A 22,149-nucleotide genomic window follows, 5' to 3' on the forward strand; every position below is an offset into this window, starting at 1 on the left:
ATAACGCTTTTAGGCAAGAGTTAGCCTATTTGCTTGCAAGCAAGGAGTTTGCAAACTCTTGCAAGGAAAGTCTGTCGATCTTGCCATTAGCATTGATGGGGAGCTTTTGAAAATACAAAAATCTTTGTGGCATCATATATTTAGCTATTTTGCCTTTGAGATGGGCTAGAAACTCGGCTTTTTCTATTTCTTTTAGCCCCTCATAGCAAAGGATAATTTGCCCTTGCGTGTAGATCACGCAATGGTGTTTGATGTCTTGAAAGTCCCTCAAAGCGATTTCTATCTCGCCTAGTTCGATACGATAGCCATTGTGTTTGATCTGATGGTCTTTACGCCCTGTGAGGATTAGCTCGCCTAGTTGATTGTAATAGCTCAAATCGCCTGTTTTATAGACCGTATCGATATAGCTTTGGTGCAAGGGGTTTTGGATAAAGGCAGTTTGTGTTTTATCAAAGTCGTTGTAATAGCCCAGTGCAAGGCAGCTCCCACGGATATAGATTTCTCCGATTGTATTTGGAGTGCTGACCTTGTTTCCTTGTGTGTCAATGAGTATTATTTGTGCGTTGCGACAAGGGTAGCCAATCGGGATAGGCTCGGTGTCTTGAAAATCCCTTTGGATCATATAATAAGCACAAATATCTGTGATTTCACTCGGGCCATAGAGATTGCCAAAGGTAGTAAGGGGATAGTGGGATTTGAGATAATTGAGCACTTTAGCGCTCATTGCCTCTCCACCAAAAAATATTCTATCTAGCTTGGGCGCGCAGTCTTTGAGTAGGTCATAATGGGCGATGTGATTGAAGATTGAGGGCACCCAATAAATATAATTGATTTGCTTTTGGATCAAAAATTTCAATGCTTCTGTGGGGAATATGAACTTTTCTTCGGGTATGAGGACAAGTTTATTGCCGATAGCAAATGTGGGGTAGATATCAAAGAGTGATTTATCAAAATAAAAAGGTGATTGATTCCCAATCACATCATCAACTCTCGGACAAATAGCTTGAGTCGATAAAATCCACTCAATATAATCAATCACGCTCCGATGGGAAACAACCACTCCTTTAGGGACACCTGTAGAACCTGAGGTATTGATGATATAAGCAGGGTCTGTATCGATCCTTGCGCTAAAATTTGTCTTGATGTCTTCTATTTCTTTGATTAAATCTTCTATCAGTAAAATCTTTTCTTTTTCTACCAAGTTTATGAGCTTATCTTGATGTTCTTTATCTGTGATGACATATACAGGCTTGATATGCGCCAGAATCGCTTCTAATCTTTGCAAAGGGCTTTTAATATCTAAGGGCATATACACATTACCAGAGAGCAAGACTCCACAGAGGGCTTGGAGCTGTATGATGGATTTGGGTAAGAAAAGTGCGATAGGGGTGATGGGGCTGTTGGGATAGATGTGAGTCTGAGGGCTTGGGCTGGGGTGAAAATCTTGATTAAATGTGTTTGGATTTAGGGAATCTTGATTGCAGCAGACCTTTGCGGGGGGGGGGGGGCAATATTGATTAAATGCGTAGAAACAAAAAGCGCTTTTTGATAAAAATCTTTAAAACTCACAGACCCCTTAGCGTCTTCAAAGCCGATTTTATCGGGATATTTATGTGCTGTGGCTATCAAGTATTCCATTACATTTTTCACGCGCGTATTTTTTATTTGGGTGTTTTTCATTGGGGAGTGTCCTTTGTTTTGGGGTGGTGGGATTTGTGGGATTGTTGCAGGGTAAGTCTGTCGATCTTGCCATTAGCATTGATAGGGAGGGCTTTGAGATGGGTGAGAATCTGAGGATACATATATTTGGGGAGCTTGTTTTTGAGATGGGCAAAAAGTGCGGCTTTTGATATGGCTTCTGGGGCTTCATAGCATAGCTCAAGGACAGAATCTTCTTGATGGTAGAGCACGCACAAAGCGTTGATACCCTCAAAATCCCCTAAGGCATTTTCTATCTCGCCTAGTTCGATACGATAGCCATTGTGTTTGATCTGATGGTCTTTGCGCCCTGTGAGGATTAGCTCGCCTAGTTCATTATAATAGCCCAAATCGCCTGTTTTATAGATTTTTTCTGGATAGTGGTTATGCAAGGGGTTTTGGATAAAGGCAGCTTGCGTTTTATCAAAGTCGTTGTAATAGCCCAGTGAAAGGCAGCTCCCACGCACGCAAATTTCTCCGATGGTGTGCGCTTTTGTGATGGGGGTTAGCTCAGGGCTTAAGAGGAAGATTTGTGTATTGCGGCAAGAATTCCCGATGGGTAGAGGTTCATCATCTTTAAATGCGCGCGCGATGATATAAAATGTGCAATCCACGGTGATTTCAGTAGGGCCATAGAGATTGCCAAAGGTAGCAAGGGGATAGTGGGAAATCCAGTGATTGAGTATTTTTGTAGGCATTGTTTCTCCAGCAAACAAAATCACTCGAAGTTTGGGTGTGCATTGGGCGAGTGCGTGCGTATTTGCGATATTTCTTAGCATACTAGGCACCCAAAAAATATAGCTGATATGTTGCGTGTGTAAATAGGCCAGCAAATCAGCGGGGAATAAAAATTTTTCTTCAGAGATCAGCGCGAGCTTGGCTCCTGTGAAAAAGCACAGATAAATATCCAGCACAGAGTTATCAAAATAAAAAGGTGATTGATTCCCAATCACATCATCAACTCTCGGACAAATAGCTTGAGTCGATAAAATCCACTCAATATAATCAATCACGCTCCGATGGGAAACAACCACTCCTTTAGGGACACCTGTAGAACCTGAGGTATTGATGATATAAGCAGGGTCTGTATCGATCCTTGCGCTAAAATTTGTCTTGATGTCTTCTATTTCTTTGATTAAATCTTCTATCAATAAAATTTTTTCTTTTTCTACCAAGTTTATGAGCTTATCTTGATGTTCTTTATCTGTGATGATATATACAGGCTTGATATGCGCCAGAATCGCTTCTAGTCTTTGCAAAGGACTTTTAATATCTAAGGGCATATACACATTACCAGAGAGCAAGACTCCACAGAGGGCTTGGAGCTGTATGATGGATTTGGGTAAGAAAAGTGCGATAGGGGCAGGAGCGTCTTTTGGCGTGGTGTTATGCGTGATTAAATGCGTGGAAACAAAAAGTGCTTTTTGATAAAAATCCTTAAAACTCACAGACCCATTAGCGTCTTCAAAGCCGATTTTATCGGGATATTTGTGCGTGGTGGCTATCAAGTATTCCATCACATTGATATGCATATATCTCCTTTGGATTCCTTTTGTTTTTTATCTCTCTATCTCTTTCTATTTTGGCGGGCAATCTTTGGGTCTAATTCGGGGTTTATTATACCATAAGCCTACATATCACGCCACTCTTTCTAGCCTCCCACGCACTTTGAATATTAATTTTAATATGAAGGCAAGACCTTAGGCGCCTTTGATACTCATGCCTCCATCGAGTGTGATATTTTGTCCATTGAGCCCATGCGGGCAAGCAAGGAGATATGCGACCCAAGAAGCGACATCGCTAGGCGTGAGTTGCGCGTACGTGTTGTTGCATAAACGGCTTGTATCAAGGTAGGCATTAGCCCTTGTGGGGATAGGGCCGAGCTGGAGAGAGTTGATATTTATATTATCAGCTAGCTCAGCGCAAAGACTTCTAGCCAAAGAATCTAGCCCTGCTTTTGCCCCTGCGTAGATACTTGTCCCCTTATAGCCCTTGATAGCAGAGATACTCGAGATGAGTATGATATTTTTGAGTGCGTTGTGATTGGGCTTTTTGAGTAAGGCAGCAATGATCGCGCAGCAGCTAAAATAATTGACATTGAAGCTCTCTAAAGCACGCATATAATCAAAATGCTTGATCGCACCAAATGCAGCCTCCCCTGCGCAATGGATAAAGTTTTCTATCGTGATATTTGAGTGCTCTTGACTATCTTGACTATCCACCACATCACCCTTTTTGTCCTCACCCTTTTTGTCCTCTGCCCCCCCCCCTCTAACTTTGTCGCTTCTTGTTTGCTCTGGGGCTTTGAGTATGCTATAGATTGCACTTGGGATATTGACAATATCATTGAGATCGCACAGCAAGGTTTTATGTGCGAAGTTTTGCGGGAGCTCTTCTTTGAGGGCTTGGAGCTTTTGGGAGTCTTTGGCGCTCAAAATCAGTGCGTGCTGGGCTGCTAGCTTGTGGGCGATGGCTTGACCGATATCAGAGCTAGCGCCACTTAAGAGGGTGTATTTCATAGTGCGACCTTTTTGCCATAGGTGTAAGTTGGATCGAGAAAATCCCTAGGGTAAGGGGCTTTTAGCATAAAATCAATATTTTGGGAAATCGCATCAACAATCATGTGATAGGCTTCTTTTTCGCTGATGATTTCAATCGGGGATTTGCCAATGCGCGTTTTGGTGATAGTGCTACTGAGTCTTTGAGAGAGGGTGTCATCTTCAAAGGCAAAGACATTTGCATAGCGCACAGGCAAGATAAAAGTGTCTTGATAGCTCTTATTTTGTGTGATGATATTCCCACTGAAGGCTTTGTCGTATCGATAAGGGACTTCTAGCGCGCGTTCGATATAGTGCGAATAAGTGAAACACTGATGGACTTGATTGCCAAAAAAGAGAAATTTCACATCTTTGCGGCTATGGAGCTTATCAAACAGACTGCCTGCCCCGCATGAGTGCTTAGAAATATCGCACAGCCCTAAATCATTACCGATATAAGCGCACGACATCAATGGATCGAGTGTGCGCTTTGCGTTTGGGAGCTTTCTGAAATATTCGCTCAAGATACCCATGGGCGATGGGGTGCTTTGGGGGTTGAAATCTTCTTTGGCGCAAAAGCTAAAGCTAAAAGTAGGGACAATCAAATGCGGGACGCCCAAAGAGAAGAATATATCCATGAGATGGCTTAGCAATTCTTTTTTACTCAAAAATTCAGAGGGCAATCCAAAGCTTAGCTCAGAGTGGATAAACAAATAATCGCACTGATGGGCTTGTATGTCCCTTAGGGCTTGGAGTAGGTCGCTTTTGGTGATGGGGGTGTTTTGATGGGTGAAAAGTATCAGATTTTTATCTTCCATGGGTTTGTTTGCTCCTTTGTTTGATAGACTCCCTAGACACAAAACCCTCCATCGATGATGAGTTCTTGCCCTGTGATCCATTTGTTTTGTAGCAAAAAGCGCACACCCCCTGCGATGTCTTCGCAATGCCCCTCTCCGAGGGGGTATTGCTTGAGTAGCTCTGCTTTTTGGGCTTGTGTGAATATTTTTTGCGTGGTTTGTGTGTCAAATATTGTCCCGGGCAATATGGAATTTACTCTGATTTGAGGGGCTAGCTCTTGAGATAAGGCTCTCATATATGCGTCCAATCCACCTTTTGTGGAAGCATACAGCCCATCGCCTGCTTTTGCCTTGCGTGCAGAGATACTAGAGATAAAGATAATCTGTTTTAGATAGTCTTTAGCGGGCTTTTTGAGTAGATATTTGATGATAACCATTGCTGCATAGAGATTGACATTAGCACACTCCATCATTTGGGTATAATCAAAATGTTTGGCATAGGATACATAATTGATCCCCGCACAATGGATAAAGGTTTCTATTTTATAATCTTTACAAATTTCTTGCATTAGATATTCAGTTTCTTTTAAGTCTTTCAAGTCGCATTTGAATACTTTGTGTCCCTTAGGGTCTTTGAGGGTTTGGATTTGTGTGTTGAGCTCTAGGGGATCGCGTGAGATAAAGACAATGTGGTGTGTCATCGAGAGCTCTTGAGCGATCGCCCTCCCAATCCCTGAGCGCCCCCCTGTCAAGAGAGCCCAAGGCTTCATTTGCGCTTGCTTTCAATCAAGCAGCAGAGGTCTTTGATGGTTTTGGCCGCTTTGATTTCGTTGGTATAGAGATTGACTTGATATTCTTTGTCTAAAAATGTGATGAGTGTGATGATACTCAAGCTATCCCAATCGGGGAAATCCTCCAAAATATCGCTATCTGAGAGAGTTTCTACCTCAAGAATATCTTGAAGTTTTGCATAGAATTTTTCCATTGTTTGCTCCTTAGTTGAATTCAAAGATTTCGTGTGTGCCGATGACTTCAGCAGGGTTGCCAAAGGCGATTGTATGGTCTTTAATGCGTTTGAAAACAATGCTCCCTGCTGAGATTTTGTTGTTCGAGCCGACTTTTGCTTTGGGGAAAAGAGTAATGCGTGTGGCTAGATAATTCCCATCTTGGATAGAGCTAAACCCACTGAACGCACAATAAGAACCAATGACATTGTAACTGCCGATTTGGCTATCGTGTCCGATGGCGCAAGTGGAGTTGATTAAGTTAGCATTGCCAATTTTGACATTATAGGCTAGCGAGCTAAAAGGGGCGATAATATTAGCCTCTCCTAAATCTTTTAATCCCGTTACCAACGCCCTAGGTGAGATCAGATTATAAAATTTCACCCCTCTGTTTTTCAATAAATGATAGATTTTAAATCTAGCAATAGGACTTCCGATAGCAATCACAGCATAATCATCTCGACCAAATGCATAATCATCATAATGCCCTAAAAACAAATGCTCCAGTCCATAAGGGGCTAAATCATTACTTGTAGATAAAAAACCTTTAAAACAAATATTTTTATCTATTGCCATCACTTCTAAAATCGTCTGATAACACTCACTCCCAAACCCCCCTGCGCCAATAAAAAATATATTTTTCACGCAATAGCCCTTAAAGGCGCAATATCAAGAGAGCGAGGAACAGCAACTATAGAAGAAATAGAAAAAATAGAGGGAGAGATGGGGGAAAGTTTAGAATAATCAGTGTGATTTATGCTTTGGTATTGAGCGCCCCCCCCCCCATTGCTTGAAAGCAAGTCAAAAATATCTTGTATTTCTACACATTGTGCGAGCGCATTGAACGTGATTGTGGCGTTGTAATGCTTTTTAGCAAGGGCGATGAGCGCGACCATCGCAAGGCTGTCCCACTCACTGAGATTAGAGAGTTTGCTTGTGGGCGTGAGCTTGGGGCTATCGAGCAGGTCTTGGAGTCTTTGGAGTAATGTTTGCATACTATTCCTTTAGGGTGATGATGTTTTGATACGAGATTTTTTCTAAGTCCATGATAATCCCTGCAAGAGTCAGCCCCACGCCAAAGCCCCCAAAGCAGATTTTTAGAGATGGCTCTGGGTTGTTAGCGAGGTTGAAGCAGAGATTGAGTGGGATCGTGATACCACTGCCATTGCCAAAATTTTCTACGATATTGTGGGGCATTTTGTGATGGGGGATACCGAGCTTGTCAGCGAGCTTTTCGAGCATGAATTTATTGGGTTGGTGGAAGATGTAATAATCGATAGCGTCTTTGGATAATTTGGCATATTCAAGGAGATTTTCTACCATCACAGGCACATATTCTTGCACGAAGCTAAATACGCTCGCCCCCTCCATCACGAGATTATTCAGATTTCTGGTATTCCCATCGCTGTCTATGAAGTCTTTGGCTGTTGCATCTGTAGCAGGGAGTTTGAAGCCCCCAGCGGGGATATGGATAGCCAGAGCGTTTGCGCCAAAGGTCTGATTGAAGCAAAAAATCTCATTTCGCACCCCACTCCTCTCGATGATAGCAATGCTCCCTCCATCGCCCACAAGAGGATAGCTATTGCGGTCTTTTTTATTGACTTTATGGCTCAAAATATCTGTGTTAGCGACTGCGACTCTTTGGATTTGGGGATTTTGGAGGATAAAAAATGCTTGAAAAAGCCCGTGGATAAAGCCCGCGCAACCTTGATTGCAATCAAAGCATAAAATATCGTTTTTTAGCCCCACGCGGTGTTGGATGATTGTTGAAGTCTGTGGTATGAGATAATCAGGAGATTGAGTGATATAGATAAGGGCGTCAATATCATTTGGGGTGATGATATTTTGCTCAAAGAGATGTTGGAAGCCTGCGATGATAAAATCTGAAGCCAATGTGCCACTAGAGGCGATTCTGTGCTTGTTATAGCCCATTAGCTCTTTGAGGAGCTTGGATTTTTGGGGTGGGAAATTGTAGTTGGGGATTTCATCATCAAACAAGCTTTCATTTGCAGGCAGTATGCTGATGAGCGCAGTGATTTGATACCCAGAAAAGTTGAAATTCATCGTTGCGACTCTTTGATGAGGGCTTGGATATCTGAAAGAGTATTGAAATATTTGGGCGCGATCTTGCTCCCATCGATGGATATGCCAAATTCTTTATCCAAGGCTGCGACTAAAGAAACAATATCAAAAGAATCAAATATCCCATCATTGATAAACTCCATTGAATCTTCTAGCTCAATATCGGGTCTGAGTTCGGCGATAATTTGCTTGATTTTTTCTTGCATAGATGTCCTTATGTGTGTGGTATGGGGGGATTGGTGCCGATAGGTTCAGCGGGGCTGCCTAGGGCGATTGTGTGGTCTTTGAGTTTTTTGGCGATCAAAGAGTGGGCTGAGAGGGTGCAGTTATCTCCCATAGAGGCTTTGGGAGAGAGCGTGGCTTTATGCGCTAGGAAGTTATAACTCCCAATACTTGCGCCCCCACCAAATGAAACATAAGAACTGATGAAATTATAATCCCCGACCTTGCAGTCGTGCCCAACAAGGGCATAAAAGCCGATGATATTGGCATTGCCGATGGTGGTATTGAGCCCTAGGTAGCTAAAAGGACAAATCACATTAGCTTCTCCTATCAACTCTGTATGGCTCACCAACGCCCTAGGTGAGATCAGATTATAAAATTGCACCCCTCTGTTTTTCAATAAATGATAGATCTTAAATCTTGCAATAGGATTTCCGATAGCAATCACAGCATAATCATCTCTACCAAATGCATAATCATCATAATGCCCTAAAAACAAATGCTCCAGTCCATAAGGGGCTAAATCATTACTTGTAGATAAAAAACCTTTAAAACAAATATTTTTATCCACTGCCATCACTTCTAAAATCGTCTGATAACACTCACTCCCAAACCCCCCTGCGCCAATAAAAAATATATTTTTCACGCAATAGCCTTTAAAGGCACAATATCAAAAGCGCGAGGAACAGCAGTGATAGAAAAAATAGAAAAAAGAGAGGGAGAGATGGGGGAAAGTTTAGAATAATCAGTGTGATTTATGCTTTGGTATTGAGCGCCCCCCCCCCCATTGAGTTTCTCTGCTTGTGTGCTTAAAAAATCTTTTTCTAGCTCAAGGAGGTCTTGACTACGTGCAGCTATGCGTTTAGCAGGGGCTCCAAAGTAAATCCCCCAAGGCTTTGTTTGGCGCAAAATAAGGCTCGCAGCCCCCACGCTCACGCCCTCTGCGAGCCCCCCACCAGGGAGGATAATCGAGCCACAGCCCAATAGAGAGTGTCGGTCTAAAATGATGGGCTTGGAGGTGATCTGTCGGTATGGCATGGGGATACAAGGGCCAACAAGCGCCCCACCACTAAAATCATCGCTCGAACCTAAAATCTTGCATTGGATACTCACGCCAGCATAATCACGCAAGAAAATGCCCTCTTCTTTAGCCATCAAGACACTCCCTGAGGCAATATGCACAAAGTTACCGATATGGATATGCCCTGAAAGTATGACAAAATCATCGATACGCACATTGCTAGCAATGCTGATATTTTGGGCGTTGTAAATGCTTGCTTTTTTACTCAAGAGGACATTACTCCCGAGTGATCGAAAGCCCAAGCCCAAAAGCTCATCTTGATGATAGAAGCTATCCATTGTCGCTATTCCTATGTATTTGCTGTTTGACTCTTTGTCTATCCCCAATTCAAGGGTGTCTTTAGAAATGCGATTATATCTCAAAGAGCTTTAAAGTTGTTGAATTTATCGCACAGATTGTATGGATTATGTGGATAAAGTTGCCCCAACTCAAAAGCTTGATAGCTATTCATTAATGGCTATCAATGAATAGCTATGGGAGGGGGGGGTTAAGTGGGCTAAATGATAGTTATGGACAGACTTCATTTTGCGCGCTGTCTTTGATAAAAATAGGGTTTGAATTCCCCCAAATCACCATAGTTTCAGCAAAAATAGTTTGAGTATTTTGGGCGATGTCTTCTTCAGTGATTTCATTGCCACACTGTTTGCCAAAGAGCACAACAGGGTTGTTTGCTTTGATATCAGGAAAATCTGTCACATCGACCATAAAAGTATTCATCGAGATACGCCCAACTATGGGGACTTTATGCCCATTGATGAGCACTTGCCCTTTGTTGGAGAGGCTTCTGGGGTAGCCATCAGAATAGCCGATAGGGATATTAGCAAGCCTTGAATCTCTAGAGAGCGTATAAGTCCCATCATAACCTACTTTTGAGCCCTTGGGGTAGGTATTGATCGCTGCGACTGCAGAGATGAAACGCATAGACTGCTTGATACCGTATTTCTCAAATGCCTTATCGCCATAAATCAGCATACCAGGGCGCACCATATCTAGCCTTGAAGCAGGCACTTCGATTGTAGCAATGGAATTTGCTGTGTGTAGAGTGATGTTTTTAGCATTGAGATGGGCGGCCTTGATGAGATAAGCAGAGTCTTTTTTGAATTGCGCAAGGCCTGCTTGGATTGAGGGAATATCTTCCATTGGGAAGTGTGTCATGATACCTTCGACTTTGAGATGGGGCAAGGTAGCGATTTTTACAGCTATGTCTTTGCCCTCTTTGCTACTCATATCCACGCCATTTCTATCCATACCCGCAGAGTTTAGGTTGATATGGATCGGCAAGGTTTTGTGCTCTTTTTGGGCTAGGGCATTGAGGGCTTGGGCTTGTGTAAGGTTACCGAGCGTTTCTGTGACACGATAGGGGATAGCGTCTTTGATCTCGCCCATTGTAGCCGTGCGTATTCTTAAGATCTGACCATTGTATTTGAGATGTCGCAGTTTTTTGATCTCTTCATTGCTCGTGATGGCAATGCAGGGGATTTTTTCTTCTGTGAGGATAGAAAGTATATTTTGGATACTGCTGCCATAAGCATTTGCCTTGAGGACAGCACAGATTTTTGACTTGCCATCGAGTGTTTTTTTGATGATTTGTATGTTGTTTTTGAGGATTTGGGGGTCGATTTCTAAATAGGCATTGACATTGCTGCGTGTGACTGCATAGGGGTAGTTGAGCACAGGAGCACTGAGTGCTAAAGATCCGATACATAAAGCCATGAGGGCGAGTTTTTTATTGTTGGCAAACATTTTTTTCCTTTTTGTGAGAGTGTTATATTATACTTGGTTTTTTGGGGTTTGATAGGGTGAGATTTGCAAGATTTTTGTGCAAATATTGCGTTGTGGTTATCTGAGTCTTAAAGATTCAAAGCCCTTTAGGCTTCTGCGTGCTTTAGGGTCTTTAGGGTGTGGATAATGCTGTCTTGGGCTACTTGGGGTAATCCCACATAAAGGGGCAAGCAAAGGATTTTACTAGCTATATCTCTTGAGATGGGGCAAGCATATGGGGTCGGGGCAAAAGAGAGGTCATCTAAGCTGGGATAGAAATATCTGCGGGGGAATATTTTTAGGGCATTGAGTTGGGTCAGGGCTTTTGAGAGCTCTTCTTGGCTTGGGAATACAATGGGGAAATAATGGTAATTGTTGCTAGCATTTTGATGGAGGGTTTGGGTGGTAAAGTCATCTTTGAGATGTTTGTAGTAATATTCCCAGATTCTTTGGCGTTCTTGGAGTATTGTATCTATATCATCGAGCACGCATAATCCCATCGCAGCGTGGAATTCGCTATTTTTGGCATTGATACCGATTGTAGTTGGCAGGGCATTGGCTAGTCCAAAATTGATGAGTTTTTTGGCTTCTGTAATATAAGCAGGGTCTTTGGCGATGATAAGCCCTCCCTCAATACTATGGAAAAGCTTGGTTGCGTGCAAACTCAAAGTGGATATATCGCCGTAATTAAAAATACTCGTGCCTTTTTGGGCTGTTTGTGCGTTGCTTGTTTTTTCTATCAATCGCACACCAAAGGCGTGGGCAGCATCATAAATGACCTTGAGATTGTGTTTGTCTGCGAGGGCTTGGAGGGCTTGGACTTCACAGGGGTTGCCAAATACGTGCACTCCTAAAATGGCCTTTGTTTTTTCTGTGATGAGCGTGGGGATTTTGTGCGTATCGATACAAAAGCTTGTGGGCGAAATATCACAAAACACAGGCTTTAACCCCTCCCAAAGCAGTGTAGAGGTCGTAGCGACAAATGAAAATGGCGTTGTGATGATAGCATCATCTCTTTGGAGTCCTGCGAGCTTGTAAGCAATTTGTAAGGCGATCGTGCCATTAGCGACAAAAAGCGCGTGGTCAATACCCAAATAATCGCACAATCTTTCCTCAAGCGCACAAGAGAGAGGGCCAAAATTTGTTAAATGGTGGTTATTCCAGATGGTTTCTAAATATTTTTGATATTTTTTAATATCAGGGAGATAGGGTTTATTGACTTGAATTGGCATTGTCAGACTCCATATTAGACTCTATAGTGGCTAGATAGAAGCCATATGCTTAGAGGAATTCACTATTGGTGACTTCAAGGCTGAGCTTATCGAGTGTGCGATTGAAGCTGTCATTACGGCATAAAATAGGGCACTCTGCACAATTGATAGCGTTATATACTTCTCTGATTCTTGAGCCCTTCCAGATTTCTTCGAGTGTTTGCTCTCTGAGATCGCCCAAGAAATGCTTAGCGCTTTGTCTGAAATGCAAACAAGCCCAGACTTTAAAGTCGGCTGAAATCACCGTGGAGAAAAACATTCCGTGGCATTTGTCATAACCCCGATAGCTTGTATCGCTCATTTCTTTGTATTTTTGATAGCTGCCTACGATTTTGAAATGCTCATCTTCATATCTTTTTTTCAAATCCTCTAAAATAGGCAAAATATTGAGTGTATTGCCTGTGAAAGGTCTGAATTGCGCAAAATCTGCGCCTCTTTCTTTGACAAGCCTAACAAAAGGCTCCATATCTTTTTGTGTGAGTTCAGAGGTGAGAAATCCCACGCCAAAGGAGGTTTTAGAGCCGAGGTCTTTTTTGATTTTAGCAAAAAGGGCGATATTTTCTAGTGTTTTTTCAAAATGATGGGGCTTCATGCCGTGGATTTTTTCATACATTTCAGGGCTGCCCGCATCAAGACTGATTCTGAAGTATTCTAAGTTGTTGGCAATGATGGTGGCTTTTTGTTCATCAAGGTTCATACCATGGGAATTCAAGCCGATATTGATCCCAGCTTGTTTGAGTAGAGTGATAGCGTATTCAAAATAGGGGCTAATTGTGGGCTCCCCCCCCCCTGAGAGAATAACGCCTTTGCACTCAAGGCTTTTGAGTCCTTCGATGACTTTTTCTACTTGATCTTTTGAGAGTTCAGCGTTGTTTTCATTATTGCCACAACAGCCCGGACATCTGTGGTTGCATTTGTTGGTGAGGTCAAATTCAGCGACAATGAGCGTTTTGTGTCCGTTGAGAAAATAATCGATTTTATCGGTATAACGCAATATTTTTTCATCAGAATTAAAATTATTGATTTTCATGGTTGCTCCTAATAATAGTTTGGGGGTTTAGGTATGGGGGTGTGTGTGCTTGAGTAGGTCTTTTAGGTAAGCACCATAGCCACTTTTACTCAAATGTTCTGCTCTTTTTAAAAGGCTTTGTGCGTCTATCCATTGATTGGTATAAGCGATTTCTTCTAAGCAAGCGATTTTATAGCCTTGGCGGTGTTCGATAGTCTGCACAAAGCTGCTTGCTTCAATCAAGCTATCGTGCGTGCCAGTATCTAGCCAAGCAAATCCTCTGCCGAGCAGCTGGACTTGGAGGCGCTTTTGCTGCATATAGATGATATTGACATCTGTGATTTCAAGCTCTTTGCGGTGGCTAGGGCGGATACTTTTGGCGATGGATATTGCAGAATTGTCATAGAAATATAGCCCTGTGATGGCGAATTTGCTTTTGGGGTTTGCGGGCTTTTCTTCGATACTTTGGACTTGATTGTGCGTATCAAAGGTGACAACACCAAATCTCTGAGGATCTCTGACAGGGTAGGCAAAAATCGTGGCTTGGTTTTTGGCAGCGTTTGTTTTTGCGCTTTGGAGCATGGGATAAAAGCCCTGCCCATAGAATATATTATCTCCAAGAATTAAGGCAATAGTATCATCTCCGATAAAATCTTGCGCGAGGATAAGACCTTGGGCTAGTCCATCAGGGGATTGCTGTATGCAGTATTGGATATCCATACCCAGCCAAGAGCCATCACCAAAGATAGCTTGAAACAAAGGAATATCTTTAGGCGTAGAGATGATGAGGACTTCACGGATAAGCGCTAACATCAGCACAGAGAGGGGATAATAAATCATGGGCTTATCATAGATGGGGAGCAGCTGCTTGGATAGGGCGAGCGTGGTCGGATAGAGCCTTGTGCCACTGCCTCCTGCTAGAATAATGCCTTTCAAATAAAACTCCCGTTGATTTTCTGGCATTTTAACTGAAAATATTTGATATTTATCTTAATGGATATATCAAGAATACAACAAGAACGCAAAAAGGCATATTTTAGCGGTCATACTTCAAAGATAAGGCAAGCAGTGCATTGAAACTTTTTGCTTCCCTTGATATAATTTGACTAAAAAATAGGAGATGTAATGGGACGAGCCTTTGAATATCGCCGAGCTGCTAAAGAAAAACGATGGGATAAGATGAGTCGGGTGTTCCCCAAGCTTGCTAAATCGATCACGGTTGCTGCTAAAGAGGGAGGGGGCGATCCGATGATGAACGCTAAGCTACGCACAGCGATTGCAAACGCTAAAGCCCAAAATATGCCTAAAGACAATATCGATGCAGCGATCAAGAGGGCTTTGGGTAAAGATGGCGTGTTTTCAGAGATTGTCTATGAGGGCAAGGCAAGCAATGGTGTGCTGCTATTTATCGAATGCACTACAGATAATCCCACAAGGACAATTGCTAATATCAAGAGTTATTTCAACAAAACACCTGGGGCATCCATCGTGCCTAATGGGTCTTTGGAGTTTATGTTTTCACGAAAAAGCGTGTTTGAACTGACTTTAGCAAGCCTTGAAGCTGCCAATCTTTCTGTGGATATGCTCGAGCTTAGTTTGATTGATTATGGACTCCAAGAGCTCGAACAAATCCAGACAGAAGAGGGGGAGGTATTGGTAGCTTATGGGGATTATACAGATTTTGGGCGCTTGCATGAGGGGTTTGAAGCATTGGGACTCCCGCTCAAAAAAGCCCTGCTTTCTCGTATCCCCAATAGTCCTATTTCTCTTGATGAAAGCCAGCTCAGTGAGCTAGAAAAGCTTTTGGATAAGATCGAAGAAGATGATGATGTGCAAGCTGTTTATACCAATGTCAATTGATAGCCCTCTTGTGCCTTTAAGCTGAGTTTTATGACTAGCTTTTTTTGGCTTTTGTTGCATTGTTTTAGGGGGAGGGGACTAGTTGATGATTGATGGATAGTTGGCTCTAGCCAAGCTCATCAGTCGATTTTTAGCACTGCTAAAAATGCTTCTTGTGGTAACTCAACTTTTCCAATAGCTTTCATTCTCTTTTTGCCCTCTTTTTGCTTTTCTAAGAGCTTTCTTTTTCTGGTGATATCGCCCCCATAGCATTTTGCTGTCACATTTTTGCCCATTGATTTGACCGTTTCTCTTGCGATGACTTTATTACCTATGCTCGCTTGGATAGCCACTTCAAAGAGCTGTCGGGGTATGATTTCTTTCATGGATTCTACAAGGCCCTTGCCTTTTTCATAGGACTTGTCTTTATCGACAATCACAGAAAGCGCATCAACAATCTCACCAGCCACACGCACATCGAGTTTGACTAAATTGCCCTCTTGATAGCCGATAGGCTCATAATCAAAGCTTGCATAGCCCTTGGTGCAAGACTTGAGCTTGTCATAAAAATCCATCACAATTTCATTGCTAGGGAGTGCATACACAAGCATTACCCGAGATTGCGTGAGATATTCCATCTTTTCTTGGATACCGCGCCGATGGGATAAGAGCGTGATGATATTCCCTAAATATTCACTCGGCGTGATGATAGAAGCGCGCACATAAGGCTCAGAGATTGAGGCAATTTTTTGCTCTGGGGGGAGTTCGCTAGGATTTTGGACTTTGATGTGCGTGCCATCTGTCAAGCTCACTTCATACACAACCGTTGGGGCTGTAGCGATCAAATCAAGGTTAAACTCTCGCTCCAAGCGTTCTTTGACTACTTCCATATGCAATAATCCCAAAAACCCCACACGAAAGCCAAAGCCCAAAGCAATGCTTGTTTCTGGCTCAAAGCTCAAAGCAGAGTCATTGAGTCGCAGTTTATTGAGTGCATCGCGGAGCTCTTCAAAGCGATCTGTATCAATGGGATAGATCCCTGCAAACACAAAAGGTTTAGCAGGCATAAAGCCCTCAATAGGCTCTGAAATAGGATTTTTAGCGTCTGTGATGGTATCGCCCACAGCCATATCTGTGACATTTTTTAACCCCAATGAAATGATACCAATCTCCCCGCATTGTATGGTTTTTGTCATGACTTTATGCACAGGGTGGGGATAATACAAGTTTAAAACCTCGTGTTTTTTGCCTGTATTCATCACCAAGACCTCTTGCCCTACAGAAATCGACCCATCTTTGAGCCGCACTAAAGCCAGAGCCCCTAAATAATTATCAAACCAAGAATCATAAATCAGAGCCTTTGTCTTTGCCTTTTCATCGCCCTTTGGTGGGGGGATTTGCCGAATAATCCTCTCTAAAAGCTCTTTGATCCCCACTCCACTCTTAGCGCTCACGCACACAACATCTGTGCAATCTACTCCAATTGTCGCCTCGATATCTTCAGCCACAGCGATGGGATCGGCTGCTGGGAGGTCGATTTTGTTGATAACAGGAATAATTTCTAGGTTATTTTCGAGCGCGATATAGACATTAGCGATTGTTTGGGCTTGCACGCCTTGAGAAGCATCCACAACTAGCAAAACCCCCTCACAAGAGCTCAGCGAGCGAGAAACTTCATAGCTAAAATCCACATGTCCGGGCGTGTCAATCAGATTGAGTGTGTAGTTTGTGCCATTGAGTGTGTAGTTGAGCCGCACAGATTGTGCTTTGATCGTGATCCCTCTTTCTTTTTCAATATCCATTGTATCCATAATCTGATCCATCATCTCACGCTCACTCACCCCGCCACACTCTTGGATCAAGCGATCGGCTAGAGTGCTTTTGCCGTGATCGATATGGGCAATGATCGAAAAATTTCTTATGTGTTGCATATCTGCCATTATTTTTATGCCTTCAATTTTTTGCTTATTGTATCAAATTTGAGTGAGTGCCTGTAGGGATTTTAAGGCTTAAATTTGTATCATTTGCCAAATTATTTTGGAGTCTTAAGCTGTGAAAATCTCTATCCTTTGTCAATCTGCCCTCCTCCAAGAAGCCCTAATGCACTATCTTGAAGATAGTCTAAGCGATCTTGAAAGCTGTGATTTTATCATCACAGATACGCCCATTAAAGCACGCAAACCCATCTGTCTGATCGCCTCTAGCCCTGAAGCTGATATTAGAAAGCCTTTTACGCAAGCTAGCCTTTTTAAAGACCTCCATAAATTCGAGCACTCCAAGCTCAAAGCCGCTCCAATCATCACCAACCCAACACTCAACCATCGGCTCCAAAACCCCGAGCTCAAAATGCAAATCGATTCTTTGCTTGAAGAGTTTTCACGAAAAATCTACCAAGCCCTCCAAAAACATGACCAATAAATCCAATCAATCCACAATCCAAATCATTGCAGGCAGATTCAAAGGCACGCGCTTAGCAATGCCGACTAATTCCCTAACGCGCCCGAGCAAATCGATTCTCAAAGAGTCTTTATTCAATACGCTCACCAATGATATTTGGGGGAGTTGCTTTGTTGAGGCGTTTGGAGGGATTGGCTCAATCGGTCTTGAAGCCCTCAGCAGAGGAGCAAAAAAAGCGATATTTTTTGAACAAAACAAACAGGCTTTTTCTATACTCACACAAAATATCAAACTTATCAAGGCCAAAGACCCCAATATCTGTATCCAAAGCTTTTGTGGGGATACTTTTGCTCTTTTGTCCCCAAGTCTTTTTACCCCACAAGACAGAGCTATCATCTACCTCGATCCCCCTTTTGATATCAGGCAAAATCACACAGATATTTATGAACGATGTTTTTGCTTGCTTACAAGATTAAAAATCCCATGGCATTTGGTCGTGTTTGAGCACTCAAGCGCTTATAAAATGCCTGAAAATATCTCACATTTGAGTATAATAAGGCAAAAAAAATTTGGTAAAAGCACATTGAGTTATTACACTCCATATCAAACTATAAAGGAAAATAATGCCTGAAGAAAAAGAAAATACCCAAGAAAAAGAAGTCACAAAAAGAAAAAATAAAATCTTACTTTTTGTCATCATTGGTGTTGTGGTTTTATTGATTATAGTAGCAGTTGTAGTGGCTGTGTCTTTGCTCGGTGGAGATAAGGACGACCCTGAGCAAGCAGCCCCCATCGCCCAAGCCCAAAACGCACCCAAAAGAGCCAATACAACCTCAACTTCTAGACAAACAGATTATATGAATATTGGCCCTTTGTATGAGATCAAAGAGCCTTTTATTGTCAATCTCATCACCCAAAGTGGCAGGCGCTATCTCAAGGCCTCAATCAGCCTAGAGCTCAGCAATCCCAAACTCGAAAATGAAATCAACGCCAAAGCCACTGTGATCCGAGATACTATCATTGAAATCCTTTCATCTAAATCGATCGAAGAAATCGCCACCACAAAAGGCAAAGAAAAGCTCAAAGATGAAATCGCGAGTCGTTTGAACGATTTTTTAATCGATGGCTATATCAAAAATGTATTTTTTACAGATTTTGTGATCCAATGATTGGGATTGATATCGTTTCTATTTGTCGTATCCAAGCTAATTTGGAGCGATACAAAGAGAGCTTTTTGCAGCGATTCCTCCGCCCAGAAGAGATCGCACTCATCACCACCCCCAAAGGCTATAAAGCCTCAAGTGTTGCGGGCTTTTGGGCAGCAAAAGAAGCTTGCGCTAAGGCCTTGGGCGTGGGGATCAGTGAGGAGCTGAGATTTTTTGATATTTGTTTGTCTAAAACGCCAAGAAATGCCCCCCTTATTAGTCTTTGCCCTCAGAAAATGCAATTTTTCAATATCCAATCCATCGATGTGAGTATCACCCACGATGGGGGGTTTGCCCTTGCAGCAGTGATCATTGAATCTGCTATTAAGAAATCTTAAATTTTCTTGATAGGTTTTTGGGCTTGGGATAAGTCGATATGGCAGTAGCCTTGGGGATTTTTTTGGAGATATTTTTGATGGTAGTCTTCGGCTAGATAGTAGTTTTGCAGCTCTTTGACTTCTGTTTGTATCAAGCTAGGGTAGTGCTTTTGTAGTTTTTGGATAAACGTTCTAGTGGCTTCTAGGATAGAGGGAGAGTTTGCATAGATCCCACTGCGGTATTGTGTCCCGATATCGTTGCCTTGTCTGTTGAGGGCTGTGGGGTCGATGATAGAGAAAAATCGCTCCAAGAGCTCTTCTAAGCTGATTTGAGCACTTTCAAACTTGACTTCTACGCACTCCACGGCTCCACTTTCCCCTGAGCACACAAGCGCATAGCTAGGATTGGGGATCTTTGAATTGGCATAGCCCACGCTTGTGGCTTGGATACCCCAAAGTCGGTCAAAATAGCCTTGCACACCCCAAAAACAACCCCCTGCTAAATAAATCACTCCTTGCATATGACACCTCTATTAGCCTTTAGTCTCAAGGCACATTTTACTATAGTTAAGAAAATTCGCACTATAATAAAAAATTTTAATCAAGGAGTTGTGATGATTCAAGTGGCCCATAGCCCTGATGCTGATGATTTGTTTATGTATTATGCGATTGTGTTTGGCTGGGTGCGAAGTGCGTTGGGGTTGGAGTTTAAAAATGTGGCTTTGGATATTGAGAGCTTAAATGTCGCTACAATGCGTGGGGAATATGATGTGAGTGCGATATCATTTGGGGCGTATCCTTTTGTGCGCGAGCATTTTGCGCTGTTACGCACAGGAGTGAGCTTTGGGCAAGGTTATGGCCCTAAACTCATCAAAAAGCAGACCACACATTTGAAGAGAAATTTCAAAGTCGCCTTGAGTGGGGAGCATACAACCAATGCGATAATTTTTAAGATTGCTTATCCAGAGGCTAGAGTGGTGTATAAAAATTTTTTAGAAATTGAGGGGGCTGTGCTGAGTGGGGAGGTCGATGCGGGTGTGTTGATACACGAGTCGATTTTGAATTTTGATACTTGCCTTGTGGTAGAAAGGGAGATTTGGGATATATGGAGGGAGCTATGCGGCAAAGAGCTGCCATTGCCATTGGGTGGAATGGCGCTGCGTCGTTCTATCCCTCTCAATAAGGCCATTGACATAGAATCCACGCTCACGCAAGCTGTATCTGTGGCCACTAAAAATAAAAAAATGCTCTCAAAAATGTTGCTTGAACGCAATGTGATACGCGTCAACGCACAAGAGCTTGAAACTTACTTGGATCTCTATGCTAATGATGATTCTGTGTGCTTGAGTTTGGCTCAAAAAGAGGGGATTGACAAGCTTTTTGCACTCGGATATGAAGCAGGGATTTATGATGCATTGATACGATGTGAAGATTATTTGATCCCCACACAATATCAAGAAATGCGCTTTTCATGAACGTATGCAACAAGCTAGGCCAATAAGAGCTTTTGATAGGATTCTTTGGCAGCTTTGAGCTCAGATTCTGTGATACCCATCGCATTATAAACGCAAAATATGGGCTTAGGGGTCATACCTAGATAGCTTGCTGCAAGCATAAAGGGGAGCAAAATCTCATCAAGACTTTTTTGATTGCGCCCATTGGAGTGGTATTTTTCTTTGGGGCTGCCTGCTGAGGTGATGACTTGAAAGGTTTTGCCCTCTAGGAGCTTGGGCTTTGGGCTATAGAGGATTGCGCTGAATACGACATCTTGGTATTCTTTGAGTAGACTAGGGCTGCTGAACCAAAACAGCGGGAATTCAAACACAATGTGCTGATGGTCTGTGAGTAGGGCAATCTCTTTTTCTGCATCGATTTTGCCTTGAGGATAGGTCGCATAGAGGTCGTGTAATGTGATATGGGGAGCGTTTGTGATACTTTGGGTCAGTGTTTTGTTGATGGTGGAGTTTGCTAAATTGGGGTGGGCGAGTAGAATCAGTGTTTTCATAAAAGTCCTTATTATTTTGATACACAATGATAACGCATTGCATTAAATGATAGGATTTTATTAGAGTTTTAAGGGGAGGAGGTCAATGAGGTGAGAGGAGGGGGTTAATGAGTGGGGAGAAAGTATCGAATCCCTGCAAAGCCCCTTAAGCCTTGCTTTTGGATACTATGGACTTCTTGGGGGGAGGTGATCCCACCTAGGGCGAATAGATGTTTTTTGATGTTAGGAGTGAAGCGATTGAGATAAGCAATGCCTAGTGGCTTGCCTTTTTGGGGGCTAGGGAATATGGGGCTAATGGTGATGTGTGTGATCCCTGCGTTGAGTGCTGCAAAGACTTCTGTGTCTTGATGGGCACTATAAAAAATCTCTAGCCCCTCTTTTATGAGGCTTTGGGCTTCTTGGAGTCTGCCTCCTTTGATGTGGATACCATCATAATTGTATGTTTGGGCGATTTGAAGACTCAAGGTGCTTTGATGGAGGTTGATGAAACTCTGGATATGATATTTCTTGCAGCAATGGGCAAAAATCTCAATCATTGGGAGTGGCAAGTCTGTGGCGTTATCTCTCAAGCAAGCTTTTTGAATTGTATGGTGGGTAAAAATAGTTTCTAAAGTTTGCAGAAAAAGGCTAGGAGAGCCTTGGGAATAGAGGGCGGGAGAAGTGATGAAATAGCTCTCAAAGAGGTTTGTGTCCATCATCGCTCAAAAGAAAAACAAAAGTCTTGGATAAAAGCCCAAAAAATCCAAAAAGTCCAAAAAAAGCAAGGGAAAAAATCAGAGAGATCAAAAAACTAGAATCTCTGAGTAAGAGAAAACAAGCAATCCCTCCAAAAAATGCAATCCCCCAAAAAACCCCTGTAAAAAACTCTAAAAGCTTGATAAAGGTGTTTTTTTGCATTTTTGGGCTTTTAAAAAAAGGTGGGGT

General features: G+C 42.6%; 28 protein-coding genes. 6 read left to right on the plus strand and 22 right to left on the minus strand.

The features are described 5' to 3' along the window. Positions 1-25 precede the first annotated feature (25 nt). The 17 genes from BKH46_RS04835 to rfbA all read right to left on the minus strand — a co-directional run bounded on the left by BKH46_RS04835 (position 26) and on the right by rfbA (position 14,398). Positions 26-1,411, minus strand: a complete 1,386-nt coding sequence (locus BKH46_RS04835; protein ID WP_095225714.1) for an AMP-binding protein — start codon at positions 1,409-1,411, stop codon at positions 26-28. 53 nt (positions 1,412-1,464) lie between these two features. Beyond that, positions 1,465-1,680 (minus strand): hypothetical protein, encoded by a 216-nt coding sequence (locus BKH46_RS04840; protein WP_095225715.1) that lies wholly within the window; start codon positions 1,678-1,680, stop codon positions 1,465-1,467. Then, positions 1,677-3,230: an amino acid adenylation domain-containing protein gene (locus BKH46_RS04845; protein WP_095225716.1), complete on the minus strand. Its 1,554-nt coding sequence runs from the start codon at positions 3,228-3,230 to the stop codon at positions 1,677-1,679. The genes BKH46_RS04840 and BKH46_RS04845 overlap by 4 nt, the downstream gene beginning before the upstream one ends. A gap of 168 nt (positions 3,231-3,398) precedes the next feature. Further along, complete coding sequence (locus BKH46_RS04850; RefSeq protein ID WP_095225717.1) at positions 3,399-4,217, minus strand: SDR family oxidoreductase; 819 nt, start codon at positions 4,215-4,217, stop codon at positions 3,399-3,401. Then, on the minus strand, positions 4,214-5,053 hold the full coding sequence (locus BKH46_RS04855) for an AAC(3) family N-acetyltransferase (protein WP_172402563.1): 840 nt from the start codon (positions 5,051-5,053) through the stop codon (positions 4,214-4,216). Before BKH46_RS04855 ends, BKH46_RS04850 begins: the two co-directional genes overlap by 4 nt. A 32-nt stretch (positions 5,054-5,085) precedes the next feature. After that, positions 5,086-5,802 carry an SDR family oxidoreductase gene (locus BKH46_RS04860; protein WP_095225719.1) on the minus strand — a complete coding sequence of 239 codons (717 nt, stop codon included), beginning with the start codon at positions 5,800-5,802 and terminating at the stop codon, positions 5,086-5,088. Next, the gene (locus BKH46_RS04865) at positions 5,799-6,017 is read right to left on the minus strand and encodes an acyl carrier protein (protein ID WP_095225720.1); all 219 of its coding nucleotides are present in this window, start codon (positions 6,015-6,017) and stop codon (positions 5,799-5,801) included. The genes BKH46_RS04860 and BKH46_RS04865 overlap by 4 nt, the downstream gene beginning before the upstream one ends. Before the next feature lie 10 nt (positions 6,018-6,027). Next, positions 6,028-6,681 carry a hypothetical protein gene (locus BKH46_RS04870; protein WP_095225721.1) on the minus strand — a complete coding sequence of 218 codons (654 nt, stop codon included), beginning with the start codon at positions 6,679-6,681 and terminating at the stop codon, positions 6,028-6,030. Continuing rightward, positions 6,678-7,031 carry a hypothetical protein gene (locus tag BKH46_RS04875; protein ID WP_095225722.1) on the minus strand — a complete coding sequence of 118 codons (354 nt, stop codon included), beginning with the start codon at positions 7,029-7,031 and terminating at the stop codon, positions 6,678-6,680. The genes BKH46_RS04870 and BKH46_RS04875 overlap by 4 nt, the downstream gene beginning before the upstream one ends. Position 7,032: 1 nt before the next feature. Next, positions 7,033-8,100, minus strand: a complete 1,068-nt coding sequence (locus BKH46_RS04880) for a ketoacyl-ACP synthase III (RefSeq protein WP_095225723.1) — start codon at positions 8,098-8,100, stop codon at positions 7,033-7,035. After that, positions 8,097-8,324 carry an acyl carrier protein gene (locus BKH46_RS04885; protein ID WP_095225724.1) on the minus strand — a complete coding sequence of 76 codons (228 nt, stop codon included), beginning with the start codon at positions 8,322-8,324 and terminating at the stop codon, positions 8,097-8,099. Before BKH46_RS04885 ends, BKH46_RS04880 begins: the two co-directional genes overlap by 4 nt. 8 nt (positions 8,325-8,332) lie before the next feature. Continuing rightward, on the minus strand, positions 8,333-8,986 hold the full coding sequence (locus tag BKH46_RS04890; protein ID WP_095225725.1) for a hypothetical protein: 654 nt from the start codon (positions 8,984-8,986) through the stop codon (positions 8,333-8,335). Next, positions 8,983-9,699 carry a hypothetical protein gene (locus BKH46_RS04895; protein ID WP_095225726.1) on the minus strand — a complete coding sequence of 239 codons (717 nt, stop codon included), beginning with the start codon at positions 9,697-9,699 and terminating at the stop codon, positions 8,983-8,985. The genes BKH46_RS04890 and BKH46_RS04895 overlap by 4 nt, the downstream gene beginning before the upstream one ends. A gap of 229 nt (positions 9,700-9,928) precedes the next feature. Further along, positions 9,929-11,164, minus strand: coding sequence for an alanine racemase (alr, locus tag BKH46_RS04900; protein ID WP_095225727.1), 1,236 nt, complete (start codon positions 11,162-11,164; stop codon positions 9,929-9,931). A 125-nt stretch (positions 11,165-11,289) separates the two neighbouring features. Continuing rightward, entirely contained in the window at positions 11,290-12,414 is a 1,125-nt protein-coding gene (locus BKH46_RS04905; RefSeq protein WP_095225728.1) for a DegT/DnrJ/EryC1/StrS family aminotransferase, read from the minus strand. Between the two features lie 49 nt (positions 12,415-12,463). Next, the gene (locus BKH46_RS04910; protein WP_095225729.1) at positions 12,464-13,483 is read right to left on the minus strand and encodes a radical SAM protein; all 1,020 of its coding nucleotides are present in this window, start codon (positions 13,481-13,483) and stop codon (positions 12,464-12,466) included. Positions 13,484-13,510: 27 nt separating this feature from the next. Then, a complete protein-coding gene (gene rfbA, locus BKH46_RS04915; RefSeq protein ID WP_095225823.1) occupies positions 13,511-14,398 on the minus strand; it encodes a glucose-1-phosphate thymidylyltransferase RfbA in 888 nt (295 codons plus the stop codon). Positions 14,399-14,587: 189 nt separating this feature from the next. On the opposite strand from rfbA, the gene BKH46_RS04920 reads away from it, so the two are divergent. Next, the gene (locus BKH46_RS04920; protein WP_095225730.1) at positions 14,588-15,322 is read left to right on the plus strand and encodes a YebC/PmpR family DNA-binding transcriptional regulator; all 735 of its coding nucleotides are present in this window, start codon (positions 14,588-14,590) and stop codon (positions 15,320-15,322) included. Positions 15,323-15,441: 119 nt separating this feature from the next. Here the strand turns inward: BKH46_RS04920 and lepA are convergent, their stop codons facing one another. After that, on the minus strand, positions 15,442-17,232 hold the full coding sequence (gene lepA / locus BKH46_RS04925) for a translation elongation factor 4 (RefSeq protein ID WP_172402570.1): 1,791 nt from the start codon (positions 17,230-17,232) through the stop codon (positions 15,442-15,444). A 121-nt stretch (positions 17,233-17,353) separates the two neighbouring features. Here lepA and BKH46_RS04930 point away from each other — a divergent pair, with 121 nt between their 5' ends. From BKH46_RS04930 to acpS, 4 genes are read left to right on the plus strand one after another with little or no spacing between them, the layout of a single operon-like run. Further along, positions 17,354-17,719: a hypothetical protein gene (locus BKH46_RS04930; RefSeq protein ID WP_095225732.1), complete on the plus strand. Its 366-nt coding sequence runs from the start codon at positions 17,354-17,356 to the stop codon at positions 17,717-17,719. Further along, on the plus strand, positions 17,709-18,329 hold the full coding sequence (gene rsmD / locus BKH46_RS04935) for a 16S rRNA (guanine(966)-N(2))-methyltransferase RsmD (protein WP_095225733.1): 621 nt from the start codon (positions 17,709-17,711) through the stop codon (positions 18,327-18,329). The genes BKH46_RS04930 and rsmD overlap by 11 nt, the downstream gene beginning before the upstream one ends. Beyond that, the gene (gene fliL / locus BKH46_RS04940; protein WP_095225734.1) at positions 18,322-18,867 is read left to right on the plus strand and encodes a flagellar basal body-associated protein FliL; all 546 of its coding nucleotides are present in this window, start codon (positions 18,322-18,324) and stop codon (positions 18,865-18,867) included. The genes rsmD and fliL overlap by 8 nt, the downstream gene beginning before the upstream one ends. Continuing rightward, positions 18,864-19,241, plus strand: a complete 378-nt coding sequence (acpS, locus tag BKH46_RS04945; protein WP_095225735.1) for a holo-ACP synthase — start codon at positions 18,864-18,866, stop codon at positions 19,239-19,241. The genes fliL and acpS overlap by 4 nt, the downstream gene beginning before the upstream one ends. Here acpS and msrA read toward each other — a convergent pair. Continuing rightward, the gene (gene msrA, locus BKH46_RS04950) at positions 19,238-19,741 is read right to left on the minus strand and encodes a peptide-methionine (S)-S-oxide reductase MsrA (protein WP_095225736.1); all 504 of its coding nucleotides are present in this window, start codon (positions 19,739-19,741) and stop codon (positions 19,238-19,240) included. The two genes, acpS and msrA, sit on opposite strands and share 4 nt — an antisense overlap. Before the next feature lie 93 nt (positions 19,742-19,834). Here msrA and BKH46_RS04955 point away from each other — a divergent pair, with 93 nt between their 5' ends. Further along, entirely contained in the window at positions 19,835-20,695 is an 861-nt protein-coding gene (locus BKH46_RS04955) for an MqnA/MqnD/SBP family protein (RefSeq protein ID WP_095225737.1), read from the plus strand. A gap of 14 nt (positions 20,696-20,709) precedes the next feature. Here the strand turns inward: BKH46_RS04955 and BKH46_RS04960 are convergent, their stop codons facing one another. The 3 genes from BKH46_RS04960 to BKH46_RS04970 all read right to left on the minus strand — a co-directional run bounded on the left by BKH46_RS04960 (position 20,710) and on the right by BKH46_RS04970 (position 22,122). After that, positions 20,710-21,225: an NAD(P)H-dependent oxidoreductase gene (locus BKH46_RS04960; protein ID WP_095225738.1), complete on the minus strand. Its 516-nt coding sequence runs from the start codon at positions 21,223-21,225 to the stop codon at positions 20,710-20,712. Between the two features lie 104 nt (positions 21,226-21,329). Further along, on the minus strand, positions 21,330-21,920 hold the full coding sequence (locus BKH46_RS04965; protein ID WP_172402564.1) for a thiamine phosphate synthase: 591 nt from the start codon (positions 21,918-21,920) through the stop codon (positions 21,330-21,332). Then, positions 21,901-22,122: a hypothetical protein gene (locus tag BKH46_RS04970; RefSeq protein WP_095225740.1), complete on the minus strand. Its 222-nt coding sequence runs from the start codon at positions 22,120-22,122 to the stop codon at positions 21,901-21,903. The genes BKH46_RS04965 and BKH46_RS04970 overlap by 20 nt, the downstream gene beginning before the upstream one ends. Positions 22,123-22,149 lie beyond the last annotated feature (27 nt).

This window comes from Helicobacter sp. 12S02634-8 (assembly GCF_002272865.1).
In the GTDB taxonomy this organism is placed as follows: Bacteria; Campylobacterota; Campylobacteria; order Campylobacterales; family Helicobacteraceae; genus Helicobacter_J.